The sequence below is a fragment of the Nocardia sp. NPDC004582 genome (assembly GCF_053602115.1).
The window spans coordinates 26,789-43,661 of the sequence record NZ_JBSGCY010000047.1; the positions used below are offsets into that span (position 1 = coordinate 26,789).

At 70.1% G+C, this 16,873-nt stretch carries 14 protein-coding genes; 9 read left to right on the forward strand and 5 right to left on the reverse strand.

Features of this window, described 5'->3' with window-relative positions; translation table 11 throughout:
- Positions 1-6: 6 nt before the first annotated feature.
- Complete coding sequence (locus ACWELJ_RS15765; RefSeq protein WP_452366850.1) at positions 7-645, forward strand: class I SAM-dependent methyltransferase; 639 nt, start codon at positions 7-9, stop codon at positions 643-645.
- A 12-nt stretch (positions 646-657) separates the two neighbouring features.
- Here the strand turns inward: ACWELJ_RS15765 and ACWELJ_RS15770 are convergent, their stop codons facing one another.
- Positions 658-1,080, reverse strand: a complete 423-nt coding sequence (locus ACWELJ_RS15770) for a winged helix-turn-helix transcriptional regulator (protein WP_452366851.1) — start codon at positions 1,078-1,080, stop codon at positions 658-660.
- A gap of 66 nt (positions 1,081-1,146) precedes the next feature.
- Between ACWELJ_RS15770 and ACWELJ_RS15775 the strand changes: the two genes are divergently transcribed.
- The 3 genes from ACWELJ_RS15775 to ACWELJ_RS15785 all read left to right on the forward strand — a co-directional run bounded on the left by ACWELJ_RS15775 (position 1,147) and on the right by ACWELJ_RS15785 (position 5,387).
- Positions 1,147-2,070, forward strand: a complete 924-nt coding sequence (locus ACWELJ_RS15775; protein ID WP_452366852.1) for an NADP-dependent oxidoreductase — start codon at positions 1,147-1,149, stop codon at positions 2,068-2,070.
- A gap of 68 nt (positions 2,071-2,138) precedes the next feature.
- On the forward strand, positions 2,139-3,713 hold the full coding sequence (locus tag ACWELJ_RS15780; RefSeq protein WP_452366853.1) for an FAD-binding protein: 1,575 nt from the start codon (positions 2,139-2,141) through the stop codon (positions 3,711-3,713).
- A gap of 120 nt (positions 3,714-3,833) precedes the next feature.
- A complete protein-coding gene (locus ACWELJ_RS15785) occupies positions 3,834-5,387 on the forward strand; it encodes a phytoene desaturase family protein (protein ID WP_452366854.1) in 1,554 nt (517 codons plus the stop codon).
- Positions 5,388-5,397: 10 nt separating this feature from the next.
- On the opposite strand, the gene ACWELJ_RS15790 is transcribed toward ACWELJ_RS15785, so the two are convergent.
- Together ACWELJ_RS15790 and ACWELJ_RS15795 are read right to left on the reverse strand one after the other, a co-directional pair.
- Positions 5,398-6,042 carry a class I SAM-dependent methyltransferase gene (locus ACWELJ_RS15790; protein ID WP_452366855.1) on the reverse strand — a complete coding sequence of 215 codons (645 nt, stop codon included), beginning with the start codon at positions 6,040-6,042 and terminating at the stop codon, positions 5,398-5,400.
- Between the two features lie 35 nt (positions 6,043-6,077).
- Entirely contained in the window at positions 6,078-6,998 is a 921-nt protein-coding gene (locus tag ACWELJ_RS15795) for a LysR family transcriptional regulator (RefSeq protein WP_452366856.1), read from the reverse strand.
- Positions 6,999-7,254: 256 nt separating this feature from the next.
- Here ACWELJ_RS15795 and ACWELJ_RS15800 point away from each other — a divergent pair, with 256 nt between their 5' ends.
- Positions 7,255-8,682: a threonine/serine ThrE exporter family protein gene (locus tag ACWELJ_RS15800; RefSeq protein WP_452366857.1), complete on the forward strand. Its 1,428-nt coding sequence runs from the start codon at positions 7,255-7,257 to the stop codon at positions 8,680-8,682.
- Here ACWELJ_RS15800 and ACWELJ_RS15805 read toward each other — a convergent pair.
- Entirely contained in the window at positions 8,628-9,254 is a 627-nt protein-coding gene (locus tag ACWELJ_RS15805) for a GDSL-type esterase/lipase family protein (RefSeq protein WP_452366858.1), read from the reverse strand. The two genes, ACWELJ_RS15800 and ACWELJ_RS15805, sit on opposite strands and share 55 nt — an antisense overlap.
- A gap of 195 nt (positions 9,255-9,449) precedes the next feature.
- Here ACWELJ_RS15805 and ACWELJ_RS15810 point away from each other — a divergent pair, with 195 nt between their 5' ends.
- Positions 9,450-11,891: a lysylphosphatidylglycerol synthase transmembrane domain-containing protein gene (locus ACWELJ_RS15810; protein ID WP_452366859.1), complete on the forward strand. Its 2,442-nt coding sequence runs from the start codon at positions 9,450-9,452 to the stop codon at positions 11,889-11,891.
- A gap of 25 nt (positions 11,892-11,916) precedes the next feature.
- Here ACWELJ_RS15810 and fadD5 read toward each other — a convergent pair whose 3' ends face one another.
- Positions 11,917-13,482 carry a fatty-acid--CoA ligase FadD5 gene (gene fadD5, locus ACWELJ_RS15815; RefSeq protein WP_452366860.1) on the reverse strand — a complete coding sequence of 522 codons (1,566 nt, stop codon included), beginning with the start codon at positions 13,480-13,482 and terminating at the stop codon, positions 11,917-11,919.
- A 283-nt stretch (positions 13,483-13,765) separates the two neighbouring features.
- Here fadD5 and ACWELJ_RS15820 point away from each other — a divergent pair, with 283 nt between their 5' ends.
- The 3 genes from ACWELJ_RS15820 to ACWELJ_RS15830 form a co-directional block, all read left to right on the forward strand.
- On the forward strand, positions 13,766-14,740 hold the full coding sequence (locus ACWELJ_RS15820) for an NAD(P)H-dependent flavin oxidoreductase (protein WP_452366861.1): 975 nt from the start codon (positions 13,766-13,768) through the stop codon (positions 14,738-14,740).
- Positions 14,741-14,886: 146 nt separating this feature from the next.
- Entirely contained in the window at positions 14,887-15,054 is a 168-nt protein-coding gene (locus tag ACWELJ_RS15825) for a type II toxin-antitoxin system VapB family antitoxin (RefSeq protein WP_357098794.1), read from the forward strand.
- A gap of 136 nt (positions 15,055-15,190) precedes the next feature.
- A partial coding sequence (locus ACWELJ_RS15830; protein WP_452366862.1) for a beta-ketoacyl synthase N-terminal-like domain-containing protein occupies positions 15,191-16,873 on the forward strand: 1,683 nt, incomplete at its 3' end.

The window sequence follows — 16,873 nt, forward strand, 5'->3', positions numbered from 1 at the left end:
CGAATCATGGTGGACAGTGAGGACATGCGCGTCACCCGCGACGGCTACGACGAGGTGGCGGAGCTGTATACCAGCATGTTCCGCCGTTATTTGGAGGACTGCCCGTTCGATCGGGTGATGCTGGATGCCTTCACGGAACTGGTGCGGGAGAGCGGGGCCGGCCCGGTCGCCGATATCGGCTGCGGGCCGGGCCGGATCACCACGTATCTGGCGGCGGCCGGTCTGGACATGTCGGGTGTCGATCTGTCGCCGGAGATGATCCGGCTCGCCCGGGAGCAGTTCCCGGAGATCCCCTTCGAGGTCGGCGCCATGGAGCGACTCCGGTTCGAGGACTCGTCCCTGGCCGGAATCGTGGCCTGGTACTCGATCATTCACACTCCGCCGCAGCGGGTTCCGTCGGTGTTGACCGAATGCGCGCGAGTATTGCGCCCCGGCGGCCATGCCCTGTTCGCCTTCCAGGCCACCGATCATCCGACCGGCATCGAGGATTACGCGCACAAAGTGGCGCCTTCGTACCGGTGGCGACCCGACTTCTTCGCGGAAGCCTTGGCCGACAATGGTTTCCGGGCCACGGCCACGCTGTCGCGAGAAGCTCGCCCCGACGAGCGCACCCCGCAGGCGACGGTATTGGCGGTCAAGGTGTGACCGGACCCGGGTTCACGGGCTGACCGGTTCCGGGGCGCGGGCCGCGCGCTCGTCGAAAGCCGTTCGGGCGACGGCGATCTCGTCGGCGTGCCGCAGCGCCCACTGCCCCATGGCGTGCGTGATGTGGCCGAGGTCCGCGCCGAGTTCGGTCAGCGCGTACTCGACCCGGGGCGGCACGGTCGGGTACACGGTCCGCCGGACCAGTCCGTCGCGTTCCAGATCGCGCAGGGTGCGGGTGAGCACCTTCTGGGTGATGCCGTCGAGGCGGCGGCGCAGTTCGTTGAACCGGATCGGGCCGCCTTCCTTGCGCAGCGTGCCCAGCACCAGCAGCACCCATTTGTCGGCGAGCACCGCGAGCACGTCGCGGGCGGGGCAGCGCCGCAGGTAGCTGTCGACCAGATTTCCGGATGGCTCCCAGTCGGAGACGGTATCCATGAGGTACCTCGGGATCACAAGAGTGCCTTCTTCCCGATGGAGACTATCTCGCGCAGGATCGAGTTCATGAAAGCGATCAGTCAGCGCACCCTCGGCGGGCCCGGCGTTCTGGAGACGGTGGAGGTCGAGCGGCCGCGGCCCGGCGCGCGCGAGGTGCTGGTGCGGGTGGCGGCCACCTCGATCAATGCCGCTGATTGGAAACTGCGTTCGGGCGCGATCACCAAGCTGGGTCCGCCGCCGTTCACCCTGGGCCTGGACCTGTCCGGGGTGGTCACCGAGGTCGGGGCGGAGGTCACCGAATTCCGGCCGGGGGACGAGGTTTTCGGCAATGTGGTCAGCCGTTCGGGCGCGAACGCCGAGTACACGGTGACCCCGGCGGAGTTCCTGGCCCGCAAGCCCGCCGAACTGGAGCGCGTTCACGCCGCCGCGTTGCCCACCGCCGCGCTCACCGCTTGGCAGGCCCTCGCCGACGTCGCACCGGGACAACGGGTTCTGGTGCACGCGGCAGCGGGTGGTGTGGGTCATCTGGCGGTGCAGATCGCGAAGGCACGCGGCGCGTACGTGATCGGCACAGCCCGCACCGCCAACCACGAATTCTTGCGCGGCCTGGGCGCGGACCAGCTGATCGATTACACGACAAGCGATTTCACGGACGCCGTACGCGACGTGGACGTGGCCTTCGACCTGGTCGGCGGCGACTACGCGGCCCGGTCACTGCGCGTGCTCACCCCGCACGGCCGGGTGCTCGACGCCCAGGGTGAGGAGCCGCTCGACGATCCCCGCTACCACCGGCACTACTTCACCCCGTCCGGCGCGGACCTCGCCCGGGTGGCTGAGCTGGTGGTGGCCGGTCGCCTGCGCGCGGTGATCGACCGGGTGCTGCCGCTGGCCGACGCGGCCGTGGCGCACGCGCTGGGCGAGTCCGGCCGGGTGCGCGGCAAAATCGTGCTGACCTCCTGGAACGGATCGGCTTTCCGGCCATTGGGATAGTTGATGCGCGGGCCGCGTCCGGCCGCATACCGTCGCGCGAAGAGACCGCGTCGATCAGGGAGCAAACGGTGACGGACTGGAACGAAGAAGTCGATGTCCTGGTGGCAGGGTCGGGCGGCGGCCTGGCCGGGGCCTATACGGCCGCCCGCGAGGGGCTGAGTGTGGCGGTGGTCGAGGCCACCGAGAAGTTCGGCGGCACCACCTCGTTCTCCGGTGGCGGCGGCGTCTGGTTCCCCTGCAACCCGGTGCTGCGGCGCGCGGGCGTGGACGACACCGTCGAGGACGCGCTGACCTACTTCCGCGCGGTGGTCGGCGACCGCACCCCGGCGGATCTGCAGGAGACCTATGTCCGCAATGGCGCGAAGGTCATCGAGTACCTGGAGCAGGACGACGCGTTCGAGTTCCAGATGTTCCCGTGGCCGGACTACTTCGGCAAGGCTCCGAAGGCGCGCCTGGACGGCAAGCGGCACATCGTGCCCGCACCGCTGTCGGCCGCCGAGCTGGGTGAGCTGAGCGAGTCGGTGCGCGGGCCGCTGGCCACCGAACGGCACGGCGACCCGCAGCCGGAGTATCTGATCGGCGGCCGCGCCCTGGTCGGCCGCTTCCTGCTGGGCCTGTCGAAGTACCCGAACGTGGCGCTGCACCTGAACACCGCGCTGGTCGAGCTGGTCACCGAGGACGGCGCGGTGACCGGTGCGATCGTGGAGCGCGACGGGCGGCGGATCGCGATCCGGGCCCGCAAGGGCGTGCTGCTGGCGGCCGGCGGTTTCGAGGGCAACGATGAGCTGCGGCAGCGCTACGGCGTGCCGGGCGCGGCCCGGGACACCATGGGGCCGTGGGGAAATCAGGGCAAGGCGCATGTGGCGGGGATCGCGGCGGGCGCGGACACCGACCTGATGGATCAGGCGTGGTGGTCGCCGGGGCTGATCCATCCCGATGGGCGCGCGGCGTTCGCGCTGTGGTTCACCGGCGGCATCTTCGTCAACCAGGCCGGTGAGCGGTTCGTCAACGAGTCCGCGCCCTACGACCGGCTCGGCCGCGACATCATCGAGCATCTGGACGACGGCTCGGCCACCCTGCCGTTCTGGATGATCTACGACGACGCCGAGGGCGTGGTGCCGCCGATCAAGGCCAGCAATGTGCCGATGGTCGAGGCGGAACGCTTCGTCGAGGCGGGCCTGTGGAAGACCGCCGACACCCTGGAGGGGCTGGCCGCGGAGATCGGTGTCCCCGCCGACGCGCTGGTCGCCACCGTGGCCCGTTTCAACGAATTCGTGACCACGGGCGTCGATCCGGACTTCGGCCGCGGCGACGAGGCCTACGACCGCGCCTTCTCCAATGGCGAACCGCCGCTGGCCCCGATCGTGAAGGGCCCGTTCCACGCGGCCGCCTTCGGCATCTCCGACCTGGGCACCAAGGGCGGTCTGCGCACCGACACCGCCGCCCGCGTCCTGAACGAGGCCGGCGAACCCATCCCGGGCCTCTACGCCGCGGGCAACACCATGGCGGCGGTCAGCGGCACCGTCTATCCCGGTGGCGGCAACCCGATCGGCGCGTCGGTGCTGTTCAGCCACCTCGCCGCGCTCGACATGAGCGGCCGCTGGAACACCCCGAGGTTCGCGGCGCGTCTCGTTCTGGACTGAGTGGAGCGACGGAGCGAAGCGGAGGAGCGGAGGGAGGGAAGAACGAGACCTCCAGCGCCGCGAACCCGCCCCGGAGCGAAGCGGAGGGGCAAATCGAACGCAGTGTGATGCGATGGACGTATGACGCAGGCGGCGGGTTATGACGTGATCGTGGTCGGCGGCGGCCACAACGGGTTGGTGGCCGCCGCTTACCTGGCTCGGGCGGGGAAGTCGGTGCTGGTGCTCGAACGCGCCGACCATACCGGCGGCGCCGCGGTGTCCGAGCGGGTGTTCCCCGGCTTCGACGCGCGGCTGTCGCGGTATTCGTATCTGGTGAGCCTGTTGCCCGAGCGGATCGTCCGGGACCTGGATCTGAGTTTCGAGACGCGTAAGCGGCGCGTCTCCTCGTACACGCCGATCGGCGCTGCGGGGCTGTTGGTGGACAACGGCTCCGAAGCGGCGACCCGCGCCAGTTTCGCTCAAGTCACCGGGTCGGAGCGGGATTACGAAGCGTGGCAGCGGTTCTACGCGATGACCGGGCGCCTGGCCGAGCGGGTGTTCCCGACGCTCACCCATCCGCTGCCGACCCGCGCCGAATTGCAGCGCACGGTCGATGATTCCGCCGCCTGGGAGGCGATCTTCGAACGGCCCCTGGGGGAATCGGTGGAGGCCGCCTTCACCGACGACACCGTGCGCGGCGTGGTGCTCACCGACGCGCTGATCGGCACCTTCACCCACGCCCACGATCCGTCGCTGCTGCAGAACCGCTGCTTCCTGTATCACGTGATCGGCGGCGGGACCGGTGACTGGAACGTGCCGGTCGGCGGCATGGGCGCGCTGACCGACGCGCTGGCGGCGGCGGCCCGCCGGGCGGGGGCGGAGATCCGGACCGGCCGCACCGTCATCGGCATCGACACCGATGGCGACACCGCGGAAGTCCGCTTCACCCAGGGCGATCGCACGGGCACGGCGAGCGCCCGGCACGTGCTGGTGAACGCCGCGCCGTACACGCTGGCGGGCCTGCTGGGCGAGTCGGCCGACAAACCCGAAGGCGCGCAGTTGAAGATCAATATGCTGCTGCGCCGGCTGCCGACACTGCGTGACCCGCGGGTGGATCCGCGCACCGCTTTCGCCGGAACCTTCCACGTCTCCGAGTCCGCGGCCCAGCTCGACCGCGCCTATCGGGAGGCCGCGGCGGGTGAGCTGCCCTCGGCCCCGCCGTCGGAGATCTACTGCCACACCCTCACCGACCCGTCGATCCTGGCGCCGGAGCTGATCGATAGCGGCTTCCACACCCTCACCCTGTTCGGCCTCCACACGCCCGCACGGCTTTTCGCCGACGACCCGCGCGGCGCGAAACAGCGGCTGGTGGATGCCACACTGGCGCAACTGGATTCGGTGCTGGCCGAGCCGATCGGCGACTGCCTGGCGCTCGACGGCGAGGGCAACCCGTGCGTCGAGGCCCGCACCCCGGTCGAACTCGAACGCGAGGTGGGCCTGCCAGGCGGTCATATCTTCCACGCGGACTTGGCTTTTCCCTACCGCACCGGCCCCGCCGACACCCCGGCGCAGCGCTGGGGCGTGGCGACCGGGCACCGCAATGTGCTGCTGTGCGGGGCGGGCGCGGTGCGCGGCGGCGGGGTCAGTGGCATCGGCGGCCACAATGCCGCCATGGCGGTCCTCGAACAGGACTGAGAACCCCCGTTCAGCGTGCGGGCAGCAGCTGGGTGACCCGCCACAGCCGCCGCGGCAGCTCGCCCTCCTCGAACGGGTGCCGGTCGCGCAGTTCCCAGCCCGCGGCCAGACTGTCCACCAGCGCCTCGGAGAAGAAATGCACCGCGAACCCGCCGTGCTCGTAGATGTCGTCGCCGAGCGCCTTGCCGGTGCCGAAGTGCGCGTCGTCGGTGTTACGGACGGTGTAGACGAACGCCCCGCCGGGTTTGAGCACCCGGCGGATCTCGGCGACCAGGTCGCGCAGCTCCTGGGTGCTGAGGTTCATGCACAGCAGCATGTGCGCGTAGACCGCGTCCACGCTGCGGTACGGCAGCGGAATCGGCTGGCGGACATCGTGTTCCAGGGTGGTCACGCGCGCGCCCAGTCCGGCTGTGTCCGCCCAGTCCCGCAACTGGGCCAGCCCGACGGCGCTGAAATCGGAGGCCGTCACCCGAAAACCGCGGCGCGCCAGGTAGATCGCGTCGCGGCCGTGGCCCGCGCCCAGTTCCAGCACCTCGACGGCGCCCTGTTCGCGGAACAGGTCGGCCGCGTACACCGCGGCCTCCGACGGCTGCTCGCCGTACATGCCGGGATGGGTGCGGTAGGTGCGCTGCCAGTGTTCGTGCTGGTCGCTCATGGTTCCATCATGTCCGACCGGCGGCGTCCCGGGGGCTAGGACGTGCGGCGGCCGTCCGCGCCGTGCTGGCCGCCCATGATGTCGGAGCAGCAGCGAATGAAGTAGCGCAGCACGGGATCGGCTTCGGAGGCGTCGGGCCACACCACCGCGACCCGGGTGGGGCCGATGCCGTGCACGGGCCGGAACACCACGCCCGGGTATTCGGTGCGGGAGGTGGAGGCGGGGGTGAAGCTGACCCCGAAGCCGTTGGCGATGGCGCGCAGCCATTCGTCGGTATTGCGGGCGATGGCGCCGATGATGGCGGTGTCCGCGGGCCGCGAGTCCAGGCCCATCCAATAGTCGCGCCACCAACCGGTTTCGGCGGGGGAGGCGACGTAGGGTTCGTCCCACAGTTCCCGGAACGCGATGTCGTGGCGGTCCGCGAGCGGATGGTCCTCGGGCAGCGCGATCCAGCGCGGTTCGGCGAACAGTTCGCGCAGGTGGTATTCGTCCTGGCCGGGAAAGGGCAAGCGCAGCAGGGCGACATCCACATCGCCCTCGTCGAGGCCGGCGGTCGGGTCGGTCCAACCGCCCTGATGCAGATCGACCTGCCAGTCCGGGTGCAGCCGGTGGAAGACCCGGATGATCTCCGGGATATGGCCGTCGGCGGCGCTGTTCACGCAGCCCAGCCGCAGCACCCGGGAGGCGCGGCTGGAGTCGCTCTTGGTGTCACGCAGGATCCGGTCCCAGGACGCGAGCAGCGCGGGCAGCCGCTCGGCGAGCACCTTGCCGGCGGCGGTCAGGGTCCAGCCCGCCCGGGACCGGATGAACAGCTCCACACCCAGCTGCTGTTCGAGCTGTTTGATCTGGGTCGCCAGCGCGGGCTGCGCGACATGCAGTCGCTGCGCCGCCCGCGGCAGGTTCTCCGCATCCGCGACTGCCAGGAAGTAACGCAGCAGTCGCGTGTCGATATCCATGCCACCAGGTTAGGAACAGGGCAACCGGTAGGCATACCCCCTGGCTTGGAAGGCGGGATTCGGGCGGCATGCTACCGGCGGTTCCGTGTCGGGAGGGGCGGCGCGCGGGGACTGATGGTGCTCGCGTCCGGCGATTCGGGCGTTGGGGCGCGCTAGATTCGAATTGCTACGACGTTGCCCTACTCGGAAGGCGAGGACGACGAGTCAGCCCCGGCACCATCCACAGCACCGGCGCGCCACCCGCGGGCAGGCCGCGGTGTCGCGCGGTCTGTACGGGGTCACCCGCAGGGCCGCCGGTTCGATGGACCGCTGGCTGCGCCGGGTCAGCGCCGACGCCGCCGCGCCCGCCGATCAGGCCCCGTCGCCGGAGGAACCGCCGATCTCGGCCGATCTGCTGGATCTGCTGCGGCACCTGGGCGTCGCGCTCATCCGTTCCGGCGAGACCACCACCATGGTGCAGGACATCCTCGACGATCTGGCCCACCGCTACGACGCCACCGAGGTGCACTTCTTCGTGCTCCCCACGGGAGTGTTCGTGCGCGTGCAGGATTCGCGCGGCTCGGCGGTGGACCTGCTCGAGGCCGGCTCCGACACCCTGCGCCTGGATCAGATCGCCGAGCTCTACCGGCTCATCGACCGGATCAAGCGGGAGGTGCCGCCGCCGGCGGAGGCCACCGCCGATCTCGCGGAGATCCTCAGCTCCCCGCAGCCGACGCCGGTGTGGCGGCTGCTGCTGGGCAATGTGGTGCTGACCGTGGGTCTGGGCCTGATGCTCAACCCCACCTCGACCGCATTGCTCGGCTACGTGGTGCTCGGGCTGATGGTGCAGCTGCTGATCATGGGGGCCGACCGGTTCCGGCTGGTGTCGACGGGCCTGCCGGTGCTGGCGGGCGCGGTGGTCACCTTGCTGTCCTTCGGTTTTCCGAACGCGCTGGGCGGCGGCAATCCGTCCCAGCTGCTGGTGCCCGCGGTGTCGAGCCTGCTGCCGGGCGCGATGCTGACCACCGGCTCGATCGAGCTGGCCACCGGTTCCATGATCGCGGGGGCCAGCCGCACCATCTACAGCTTCAACAAGCTGATCCTGCTCGCCTTCGGGGTGCTGGTCGGTCTGCAGCTGCTGGGCGACCGCGCCACCTCGGTCGCGCCGCACCCCGGCCACGGATTGGGTTGGTGGGCACCGGCACTCGGTGTGCTGCTGATCGGGCTGGGGCACAGCTGGCGGGCCAGCGCGCCACCCAAATCCCTGCCCTGGCTGTTGATCGTGCTGTACGCGGCGTTCGCGGGCCAGCAGGTGGGCACGCAGCTCGGGGGCGGGCTGCTCGGCTCGTTCCTGGGCGGCATGATCGCGGTGCCGGTCGCCTATCTGGTGCAGCGGTACCGCAACGCGCCGCCGACCCAGGCGGTGTTCCTGCCCGCCTTCTGGATGCTGGTGCCCGGCGGCATGAGCCTGAGCGGGGTGTCGGATCTGATCACCCGCAACGACCCCAACAGCCTGCACATCCTGGTCACCGCGGTGCTGACGGTGCTGGCCATCGCGCTCGGGGTGCTGGTCGGTTCGGGGCTGGTGGCCTCCACCCGGCAGCCGCGGCTCGAGGGCATGGTGGAGGAGTGGCTGGGCCCCGGCGAGAATCAGCGCACGACAGGCAGTTCCGAGCCCGGATCGGCGAGCCAGAGCAGCCAGTGAGGGGCGAGCAGGGCGGCGAATTCGTCGTAGCCGGTCGCGCTGGGGTGGAAGCCGTCACCGGCGGCGATATCGCGCATCCAGATCTGGTTCTCCCGTAAAGGCTGGTGGGCCCGCAGATACGGGACCCGCGTTTCGTCGCACAGCTCGGCGTAGCGGACGTCGAGGTCCAGCAGCCGGGCATTGTGCTCGTCGTCGACGTTCGGCGGCGGCGCGACCACCATTGCCCGCCAACCCCTTTCCCGCGCCCGGCGCAGGATCTCGGCCAGGTTGCGCACCGACTCCGCGGAATCGACTCGGGGACGGCCGTTCTCGAACTGGGTGTCGTTGACGCCGGTGGAGATCACCACCCGGCAGTCCGCGCCCGCGGGCAGCCGGGGCGCGCATTCGGCCTCCCACCGCCCGCGTAGCTCGGTGCTGTTCTCCCGCCGGATCCCCAGGTTGTAGTAGGTCAACGGCTGGCCGGCCGCGATGGCCCGGGCCGCCAGCCGCCCCGCCCACCCCAGGCATTTCTGATCACCGACCCCCGCCACGAAAGACTCCCCCAGAAAACAGACACGCAGATCGAGCACCACGGGCCGATCCTCGCACGCCGGTCGAACCGCCGCCCAATGCTCGGAATAAGCCGGAAAAACCGATGCCGGAACCGGGCGCGGCGGGCAGTTCGGGCCGGGCTTGTCGGGCACTGTCCGACGCACGGGTTACGGTTAGCGACGTCAGCCGACCATGGGACCGCAGCCGTTCCCACGATCCGAAAGCGCGAATAGGACATGCGAGTCGACGGGCGGGAGATTCCCGTCTCCGGCAGCCTGCTGCAGCCGCGGATCCGCCGGACCAGTGACATTCTGCGCGTCGTGCTGTCCGCGCTGTCGGTGGCCGTGGTCATCGCGGGATCGCTGATCACCCGGCCGCAGTGGGAGGCGTTGGAGCGGTCGGTATCCAACATCGTGGGGTTCCTGACCCCGGAACAGTCCAACCTGGTCTACATCGTCTACGGCATCGCCGTGCTGGTGCTGCCCTTCGCCATCCTGGTGCGGCTGGTGCTGCGCCGGCAATGGAAACTGCTGGCGGGCTTCATCTCCGCGGGCCTGATCGCGCTGGCGCTGTTCTCCACCACCGGCAGCGGCTTCTCCGCGCCCCGCTGGCATCTGTCCGAGGCCGGGCAGGTCAACACCTTCCTGTCGCAGTTCCTCGACGACCCGCGCTGGATCGCCATGCTGGCCGCGACGCTCACCGTGGCCAGCCCGTGGCTGCCCGCCCGCGCCCGGCGCTGGTGGTGGACGCTGCTGCTGGCGTTCGTGCCGATCCACCTGTTCGTCTCGCTGGTGGTGCCCGCCCGCGCGGCGCTGGGCCTGGTGGTGGGCTGGCTGGTGGGCGCGGTGATCGTGCTGGTGGTCGGCACCCCCGCGCTCGAGGTGCCGCTGGCCGCCGCGGTGCGGGTGCTGGCCCAGCGCGGCTTCCGGGTCACCGCGTTCACCGTGCTGCGCCCGGCCGCCCGTGGGCCGCTGGTGCTCTCGGCGTCGACGACGCCGCAGCCCGAGCTCAGCGCCTCGCCCAACGGCCCGGCCGGCGCGGACGACACCGGTGAATCCCATTCGCCGGACGACGAATTGATCATCGAGCTGTACGGCGCGAACCAGCGCAGCCGCGGCATGCTGCAGCAGTTGCGGCGCTGGCTGACCATCCGCAGCGGCGAGTATCCGGCCCCGTTCGCGTCCATGCGGCGCGCGGTCGAGCACAAGGCGCTGATGGGTTTCGCCATCGCGGATCTGGGCCTGGCCAGCTACAAACCGCTCACCGTCGCGGCGCTGGACCGCGGCTGGACGCTGTACGCGCACACCGTGCCCCAGGGTCGCCCGCTCGCGGCCGCCGACGGGGAACCGGCGCTGACCCGGGTGTGGCAGGCGCTGCACCGCATGCACCAGGCCCAGATGTCGCACGGCGATCTGCGCACCGACGAGATCCGCATCCTCGACGACGCCGTGCTGTTCGGCGGCTTCGTGCAATCGGAATTCGGCGCCTACCAGGTGCGTTTCGACTCCGACGTGGCCCAGCTGCTGCTGGGCTCGGCCGCCTTGTTCGGCACCGGCCCGGCGGTGCGGACCGCGCTGGACGTGCTGGACAAACAGGCCGTGCTCGACGCCTCGGCGCGACTCACCAAGACCGCCATGCCCACCCACGTCCGCAAGGCGGTGCCCGACGCGGGCGAGCTGATGAAGTCCATCCGCGAGGAGGTGGCCGCGCAGACCGGGCAGGACAAGATCGAGGCCGCGCAGATCAACCGCTTCTCGCGCAACCAGATCATCCAGCTGGTCCTGCTGATCGGCCTGGTGTACGTGGCCTACCCGTACATCAGCGCGGTGCCGACCTTCGCCTCCGAACTGGGCAACCTGAACTGGTGGTGGGCGCTGCTCGGCCTGACCGTGTCGGCGCTGACCTATGTGGGCGCGGCGATGGCTTTGTGGGCGTGCGCCTCCGAGGCCGTGAAGTTCGGCAACCTGCTGCTCATGCAGATCGCCAACACCTTCGCCGCGACCACCACCCCGGCCGGGGTGGGCGGTCTGGCGTTGAGCGTGCGCTTCCTGCAGAAGGGCGGGCTGGGCGCGGTGCGGGCCACGGCCGCGGTCGCGTTGCAGCAGACCGTCCAGGTGGTGACCCACGTGGTGCTGCTGCTGATCTTCGGCGCGCTGGCCGGAACCTCCACGAACCTCTCGCATTTCGTGCCCAGCGCCACCGTGCTGTACCTGGTGGCGGGCGCGCTGCTGGGCCTGCTGGGCGTGACCATGTTCGTCCCCAAGGTGCGCAAGTGGCTGCTCAACGAGGTGCGTCCGCAGCTGGCGGACGTGGTCGGCCAGCTCAAGGATCTGGCCCGGCGGCCGGGACGGCTGGCCATGATCGTGGGCGGCTGCGCCACCACCACCCTCGGCATGGCGCTGGCCCTGTGGGCCAGCATCGAAGCCTTCGGCGGCAGTACGACTTTCGTGACCGTCACCATCGTCACCATGATCGGCGGCACCCTGGCCTCGGCCGCGCCGACGCCCGGCGGTGTGGGCGCGGTGGAGGCCGCGCTCATCGGTGGTCTGGCCGCGTTCGGGGTGTCGGCGGGGATCGCGGTCCCCGCCGTGCTCCTCTACCGCGTGCTGACCTGCTGGCTGCCGGTGTTCTGCGGCTGGCCGATCATGCGCTGGCTCACCGCCAAAGACATGATCTGAGACCCGCGACCACCACCGTCGCGAGTCAGGCCGAATACTGCTCGCGCAGTGCGACCTTCACGACCTTGCCGCTGGCATTGCGGGGCAGTTCGGGCACCACGACCAGGTGCTTGGGGTGCTTGTAGCGGGCCAGCGACTCGTTGAGGAACGGCTCCAGCTCCTCGAGGGTCAGCTCGTCGACGCCCGCGGCCAGCGCCACCACCGCCACCGGCACCTCGCCCCACTTCTCGTGGGCGCGGCCGACGACGGCGGCCTCGTGGATCTTGGGGTGCGCGAAGAGCACGTTCTCGACCTCGGCGCAGTAGATGTTCTCGCCGCCGGAGATGATCATGTCCTTCTTGCGGTCCACCACGTAGACGAAGCCTTCCGCGTCGCGGCGCACCAGGTCACCGGAGTGGAACCAGCCGCCATGGAAGGCCTCCGCGGTGGCTTCGGGCTTGTTCCAGTAGCGCTGCATGAGAGTCGGTCCGCGATAGACGATCTCGCCGATCTCGCCCGGGGTGACATCGTTCATCTCGTCGTCGACGACCCGGACCTGCAGGGTCGGGATGGGCAGGCCGACCGAGCCGAGCTTGCGCAGCGCGTCCTTGCCCTCGAGCACACAGGTGATGGGTGACAGCTCGGTCTGCCCGAAGACCGCCACATTGAAGGCGTCCGGGAAGCAGTCGGCCATGGCCCGCAGCACGGTGTCCGAGGCCGGGGCCGCGCCCCAGCACAGCGCCCGCAGCGCCAGCTTGCGCTGCTTGACCGTGGGCTCCTCGCAGATGAGCTGCCACTGCACGGGGACGCAGAACGCGGTGGTGGCCTGCTCGGCCTCGATGGCGTCGAGGAATTCGGTGGCGTCGAACGCGCCCAGCGGGTGCAGCACGGTGGTGCCGCCGAGCATGAAATACGGGGTGAGACTGCCCAATCCGGCGATGTGGAACAGCGGGGAGGTGCAGAAGCCGATGGACTCGGGGGTGATCTCCAGAGCCCGGATACAGGTCAGCGCCTGCGCGTTCATGTTCGCGTGGGTGAGCACCGCGCCCTTGGGGCTGCCGGTGGTGCCCGAGGTGTACATGATCAGGCAGGGCGTGTCCTCCGGAATGTCCAGCGGCGCATGGGGTTCGCCCGGCTCGGCGAGGGCGTCGTCGTAGCCGAGGACGCCGTCACCGGTCTGCCCGTTGATCACCACCACGGTGGCCAGGTCCGGAATCTGTGCGGCCACGCCCGTCGCCAGCGGTCGCAGCGCCGAGTCGGTGACGACCGCCTTGGCGCCGGAGTCGGCCACGATGTAGGCGACCTCGGGCGGGGTGAGGCGGAAATTCACCGGCACCGCGATCGCGCCCAGGGCGTTGATGCCCATGACGGCCTCGATGTACTCGGTGTAGTTCAGCGCCAGTAGCACCACGCGATCGCCGAACCCGACCCCTCGACGGGACAGCGCGTCGGCGAACTTCTCCGACCGCTCGTGCAGCTGCTTCCAGGTGGTCTCCGCGCCCTTGAACTTGAAGGCCACGTGCCCGGGCCGCATGGCCGCGTGCGTGGCGATCTGGTTCACCCAGTGGTTGCGAACCGACCGGATCGGCTCGTCTAGCGGCTGGAAGGTCATGCGGTGTCCTTTCACGCTGATCGACCGTGAGAATACCGCTTAACTTTCTGACGTGACAAGGGTTACAGAGAAGGATTCATCGATAGGTTCTCACCCAGTCATCCAGCAGTTCAGGGGCCGTATTCGGGCACGCCCCACGCCCCTTCCCTCGTGCCCTAATCCACAGACCCGCTGGTGGCGACACTGTGTTCATGCAAACTCCGGCTCACATGAGGGTTGTCGCTCCATATGCAACTATGCGAGTATCGGGTCAGTTGCGAGAGGCAGGGAGAGGACAGCGCCCATGGCACTGAAGACCAGATTCACCGAGACCTTCGGGGTGGAGCACCCCATCGTGCAGGGCGGCATGATGTGGGTCGGCCGCGCCGAACTGGCCGCGGCCGTCTCCGAGGCCGGCGGCCTCGGCATCATCACCGCGCTCACCCAGCCCACCCCCGATGACCTGCGCCGCGAGATCGACCGCGCACGGGAGCTGACCGACAAGCCCTTCGGCGTGAACGTCACCATCCTGCCGTCGATCAACCCGCCGCCGTACCAGGAGTACGTGCAGGCCATCATCGAATCCGGCGTGAAGATCGTGGAGACCGCCGGGTCCAACCCCGAGCCGTTCCTGCCGTACTACAAGGCAGCCGGGATCAAGGTGCTGCACAAGTGCACCAGCGTCCGGCATGCGCTCAAGGCCCAGAAGATCGGCGTCGACGGCGTGTCCATCGACGGCTTCGAATGCGCCGGCCACCCCGGCGAGGACGACGTGCCCGGCCTGATCCTGATCCCGGCCGCTACCCGCGCGCTCGATATCCCGGTCATCGCCTCCGGCGGCATCGCCGACGCGCGCGGCCTGGTCGCGGCGCTGGCGCTGGGCGCGGACGGGGTGAACATGGGCACCCGGTTCATGTGCACCCAGGAGTCGGCCATCCACCAGACGGTCAAGGAGCAGATCGTCGCCAACTCCGAGCGGGCCACCCAGCTCATCTTCCGCACCATGCACAACACCGCGCGGGTCGCGGACAACGAGATCAGCCGCAAGGTCGTCGAGATCGAGAAGGCGGGCGGCAAGTTCGAGGACGTCCGGGACCTGGTCGCGGGCGCCCGCGGGCGCCGCGTGTTCGAGGAGGGCGATCTGGACGCCGGCATCTGGTCGGCCGGTCAGGTGCAGGGCCTCATCGACGACATCCCGACCTGCGGTGAACTGGTGTCGCGCATGGTCACCGAGGCCGAGGCGCTGATCGGGCAGCGGCTGGCGGGCATGCTCGGCTGAGCCTTCCGGCGAAAGCCGGTACGTCCCAGACAATTACGACAAGGGCCCTTGGCATTCGTGCCGGGGGCTCTTGTCATTCGGGGTATCCCGGGACGCTGGATCCGTCATGCTTTCAGTACACGACGGATGCGGCGGAGGTGCCTGAAATGGCAATCACTCGAATCTATCTCGATGACGACGCGCTGCGCCGGACCATGGCCATCTCCGGGGTGTACACCGAACAGGACGCGGTGAACCTAGCACTGCGGTTCTTCAGTACCCACGCCACGGCCGAGGATTTCGACCAGCCCTTTCACTCTCGCACCGCCTCGTAATCACAGGCGGCGGTGAGCCCCGCGCGGGTCGCGGGGCCGCGCCTGCACGAAAGGTCTTCAGACCGCGAGGAAATCTTGGCAGAATCGCCGGAGTACCTCGACGGCCGACAGCGCGCGGACACGGGAGGGCATTCCTGTGCACCACAGTACGAGAGCGACCACCGATCCGACCCCGGCGACGCGGGTGTCGATCGTCGGCGTCGGCTGCCGGGCCACCGGCACCGACTTCGACCACGCGTGGTTCGGGCTGGACCGGCTCGCCGCCGTCGGCCTGACCCCGCGCCAGCGCACCACCCTCGAAGCGGCCGTCGAAGCCCTCGACGACTCCGGATTGGGCTGCCTGGCAACAGGTTCCCAGGCCGCGGTGGTGTTCGGCGCGATCGGCGGCACCAATACCGCCCACCACCTGTCGCGGGCACTCGACCTGCGCGGCCCCAGTCTGACCGTGGACAGTCAGCGGGCGTCGCCGCTGGTGGCGGTGGACATGGGCGTCCGGCTGCTGGCCGACGAATCCGTGCCGTTCGTCCTCGCCGGGGGCGTGGATCTCACCCTGCTCCCGGACATCTCGGACCTGCGCCTGCCGCTGCGGCGCGCCACCGGCGCCGGATCCGACGGCGACCGCTCGAGCGATGGCGCCGGGGTGTGCACCGTCCTGGTCCTGCAACGCACCGGTGACGCGTTGCGCACCCGCACCCGCCGCTACGCCGAAATCGGGGGCCCCGGAATCGGTTTCCGCGAGGCGCGCGGGGTGGACGCACACATCGCCCTCGACGATCCCGCGCGCTCCGGCCGACCGTCCGGGGTCGATCGCGGCGAGGAACCACCCGTCCTCATCCCGGTCGCCGGACCCGACGCCGCCACCATCCGCCACCTGGCCCTGCGCTGGGCCGTCGCGCTCGGTTCCTACCGCTCCCTGCGCGAATTCGCCGCCGCCACCGCCAGACTCGTACCCGAACCCACCCGCGCCGCCGTCATCGCGCGCGACGGCATCGAGGCCGCCGCCCAGTTGCGCGCCCTCGCCCGCCGCATCGAGGCGACCACCGCGCCGGGTCGCGTCCCCGATCTCGCCCGGACACCGCTGCCCGGTCCTGGTTCCGTGACAGCCGCTCCCTTCGCGACGGGCACCGGGCCCGATGTCTTCACCCCGATCCTCGAACATGCCGACGGCGGCGTGCTTTTCCTGTTCCCGGGCACCGGAGACCATCCGCGCATGGGCCGCGCCCTCGCCGCGCGCTACCCCGTCTTCGCCGCGGCCCTCACCACGGCTGTCGACGCGGTCGCCGCCGTGGGTGGCCCGCGAGTGTGGACGCCGCGCTATGGATTCGGCCGGAACGGGCATGGTCCGGCGGCGACCTCGAGCCACCCGGGCACGGCGTCGGGCCACTCACCGCCGTCCGCGCATACCGTCGCGTCGAGTCCCGATGGTGACCTCGCCGGTGCCGAGAAAGGCGGCGAGACATGGTGCGCGGGCGACCTTCCCAGCGCCGAAACCGGCGGCGGGATCCACAGCGGTCCCTCGCATCGCGGCAGCCACGACGCGGGAACCGCTGACATCCCGGATGGCCGCGGCGGGGTCGTCTCCGGGCAGATTTCGCTGTTCGTATTCCAGTACGCGCTGGCGGAACTGCTGGAGTCGTGGGGGATTCACGCGGACGGGGTCGCCGGGCACGGTGCGGGCGAGGTCGCCGCGGCGGTCGTGTGCGGCGCGCTGTCGCTCGAGGACGGCTCGGTGCATCAGCGCGTCGGCGGGGTGTTGTGGGCGCTCAAGGGCGTCGACGGAATCATCGACGATTCGACCGTCGAGGTCCGGCTGCCCGAA